Source organism: Microcystis sp. LEGE 00066, from assembly GCF_015207925.1.
Lineage (GTDB): Bacteria > Cyanobacteriota > Cyanobacteriia > Cyanobacteriales > Microcystaceae > Microcystis > Microcystis ichthyoblabe_A.
Genome location: NZ_JADEVX010000301.1, coordinates 1 through 3,307, shown reverse-complemented (window position 1 = coordinate 3,307; position 3,307 = coordinate 1). Strand labels below are relative to the sequence as shown.

Genomic DNA, 3,307 nt, shown 5'->3' with positions numbered 1-3,307 from the left:
TGCAAAAGTCTTAAGTCGATCCTTGTACAGCAACATTTTTGAAGATTATCAACTACTAATAAATAATTAACTGAAAGTCCCTCCCATTATTGTTTCTATCGTTTGTTTTCGGATTTATGCAAGAGGTCTATTCACATAATCGTCTAACATAGGTGGACCAATCAAATATTCGTCTAGGCTAATAGTAAGGCGAGGAGGAAAAGAGGATAAATCGTTTTTATCTGGTGAAAATTTGACAAAAATTCCTGATTCTCCTAGGTCGTCTTTTCCCTCTTGTAATTGCCAGTTACGGGGATATTTTATTGAAATTCCGTACTTGTGGAATTGATAGGTTTCAATTTCTGGCGGTCGATTTAGAGGTGAATTTTCATTGTGATTTGACATTGAGATAATAATGCTAGGTATAATAAACACCAGTGCCATCGAAGCGGCAAAAACAAAGGGAAGTGCTATCCAAAAACGGATAGGCAGCCTCTTCTGAGTTTGCCAAATTATAGGAACGGCAGCAGGATTTTGACAAATAAGGGGCAGCCCCATCACCCCCGGCAGTTCCGTATCTAATCCTTCTTCAGCTAGACGTTCTCTCGCCGTCCGCACCGACAAATACAAAGATTTACCCCTAGAAAATGCCTTGAGAAAATGCTTTAAAAACTCCTGTGCCACCTTATCGGGTACAGGTTCTCGCATGACGATCGCTTGAGGAATTTGCAAATTCTCCAATTCCTTGGCCAACCCCAACCCATCACAAGAGTTAAAAATGGCTAACTGTAACCCCCCTTCGATCGCTGTCCTCAAACCATGTTTTAACTCACCGATAGTCAAACTTTCCCTTTGATTAATATAAATGCGCCCCACTTCCCCTTCTGTATGGCTGTGTCCGGCAAAAAAAAGGATGTCCCAGTGTTGTTCCCAAAGTTGTTCGCTAATCTTTTGTCGAGGCGGTTCTACCAAAAAAACCGTCTCAGCCCCTGGCAAATTCTCCAAGAAGCGTCTATCTGCCGTCACGTCAATGCCCTCGCTATTGCCTAAAATTGCCAAGATTCTCAGCCTTTTGGTGGGGGGAGGTGGGCTAACAATTTTTTCAAAGACAGGAGCGGCGATCGCAACCTCTAACTTGGGATAATGGTCAAAGAACTCAATCAAATTCCAAGGTAGCCGCCGCAAATAGCCATCCCCAGCTTGAATGATGAAGCGAATGGGTTCGGAACGGTTCAAATTCTCTAACAGACGCTCTCTCACCGGACGAAACGACTCGGAGTTCAGCCAGCGTTTGAGGCTATCTTGCAAAGTTTGAAGGGTCTGGCGACAGTCGGCAGTAGTGGAAACATTGGTAATTTGGGTAGCAGGTGCTGTTAGCCTGACAACAACAGGCAAATGTCTATAACTAGACTGCCATTGGTCATAGTTTTGGGGAATTTCCGGAGCGCTTGGCAATTTACCTGTAACTTCGATCGAAGGAGGGGAGCCTTCCTCAGCAATTTGCAGGATAACAGGAAATCCCTGTTCCCAGTTGCCTTCTCCCAATTTAACAGTCACTAACTTAGCCATTGCTATCACCTGTCGTAATAAAGTTTGAGGCTCACTTGAGAATTCCTTGTGTTTTAAGTCTGGCCACAAAAGGCGACTCGATCGCTGAGTGCCGCATTTTTTGGGCATACTCCAGATCGGCAGCGATCGCTCCGTCCAATTCTTCTTTATGATCCCAATAGTAGGCGAAGGCTGAGTGAATCTGACTCATACTCAAATGGCGATGGTTGATTTGAATTTCTTCAGGAGTCCAACCGTAAGCCATCTGAGCCATCACCAGATCAATCACCTTCATTGTCGAGCTTGCAATCATTGGTATCCCGCGTTCGTCTATTTGAATATGCTTGTATTCGGTTAGTGCGGTTTTCATGATTAAACTTTCTCCGTTTACTTGTACTTTAGTTCCTAGCAATTTCTCAGGGGGAAAGTTCTGCTAGAGGGTAAAATCTTCGGTAATATTTGCCTCTCCCAGTCCCACCCTGACACTGAACTGTTCTCCCGGTGAACCACTAAACTTGAGTTGGATGTAATTGTCCAGTTCTCTCGCCTCAGTTTCCAAAAAGGTTTTCCCAGCCTCATCGAGCACCACTAATTGTAAGTGGGCAGGCAAATATTTCTGGTTTCGCATCGGATAGACTCTGAGGAGAACCGCTATCATTTGGTCAGTTTTAGGCAAGACAGCCACCATTAGAGTCACTGGGTGTTCCCCGATCAGCATTCCTAAATCTTTAACTCTCCTCAACCCACCTGCCAAGTTATGCGGAGCGAGCCGCCATAAACTCTCTGCCGCACTCCAACGGGTTTCTTCATCCTGAGTTACCCCCAGCAAGTGAGTCAGAGCCGCCAATACCTCAGAAGATGCAGTTCCCATCTCTCCCAAGCGCAGTGCTGCTTGTCTGCGGCGATGCTCTTCCTGACTGGTATAAATCGTCTCAATTAAATCGCGAACCGTCTTGGAATCCATAAAATCAGCCCCGCGCTCGCGTAAAGCATAAGCATAGGCAAAACAGGGTTCTCCAGGTGCAAAAAGCTGTTCAATCGTCTGCCAGCTTTCCTCAAAAACATTTTGCAACCATTGGCTCAAATTGACTCGGCTTTTTAAGGAAACTGAACGAGATTGTTCCTTTTCAACAGCAAAGAGCTTTTCTAAACGGTAGTCTTGACTGGATTTCTGCCGCTCTGGTAAGCGATTAAGTTTTCCCAGAACTACTTTTTGGTTATTTTGGGCTGTCTCAAAGTCCGGGGAAGCGGGAGAGATATTTTCATACCCTTCACTAGCTTCTTGGTATTCCTCCCTAGCTTCCTCATACCGCTGCAAGCGAGTTAGATAATCCCCCATTAATTGGGCAATTTGACCGTCTAGAAAGGAATTTCTTTCTTGATTTCCGCTAGTGCCTGACATAGTTCATTGTCCTCCTGTTGGTTGGCTTTTCCAAAAACTTCGATCCACTCCTCTTTCGCCCTCAGAGGATCATGCCAATAAGCATGATAGAGAGCTTCCGCCTGATTCTCCCTTTCTCGATAGTACCGCTCCAAGACTTGATGGGCAGCCTGGGTTCGCTCCCGCTTCTGCTCGTGGTTGAAACGACGGATGAAGGGATGAAGACGATACCACCCCTCACCTTGTTGTTCTGCCTGCCAGACGAAGGAAAAACCAGCAATTCTCATTTTGAAATAAATAGAGCATTAACCCCGATTTTGGCATGGGCATATAGTACAAAGTAACTATTTTTGAGGAGAGGCGATCACCCAAAAAAACAGTTGGCTGGACAAATTAAGT

4 protein-coding genes are annotated in these 3,307 nt (G+C 45.2%); all 4 read right to left on the bottom strand.

Annotated elements, in window-relative coordinates:
- Window positions 1-114: 114 nt before the first annotated feature.
- Window positions 115-1,548, bottom strand: coding sequence for a CHAT domain-containing protein (locus IQ224_RS22755; protein WP_036402892.1), 1,434 nt, complete (start codon window positions 1,546-1,548; stop codon window positions 115-117).
- Window positions 1,549-1,579: 31 nt separating this feature from the next.
- Window positions 1,580-1,897 (bottom strand): DUF433 domain-containing protein, encoded by a 318-nt coding sequence (locus IQ224_RS22750; RefSeq protein ID WP_002748414.1) that lies wholly within the window; start codon window positions 1,895-1,897, stop codon window positions 1,580-1,582.
- A gap of 63 nt (window positions 1,898-1,960) precedes the next feature.
- Window positions 1,961-2,929, bottom strand: a complete 969-nt coding sequence (locus IQ224_RS22745) for a DUF1822 family protein (RefSeq protein WP_002748416.1) — start codon at window positions 2,927-2,929, stop codon at window positions 1,961-1,963.
- Window positions 2,887-3,195 carry a hypothetical protein gene (locus IQ224_RS22740; RefSeq protein WP_228036363.1) on the bottom strand — a complete coding sequence of 103 codons (309 nt, stop codon included), beginning with the start codon at window positions 3,193-3,195 and terminating at the stop codon, window positions 2,887-2,889. The genes IQ224_RS22745 and IQ224_RS22740 overlap by 43 nt, the downstream gene beginning before the upstream one ends.
- Between the last annotated feature and the right edge of the window lie 112 nt (window positions 3,196-3,307).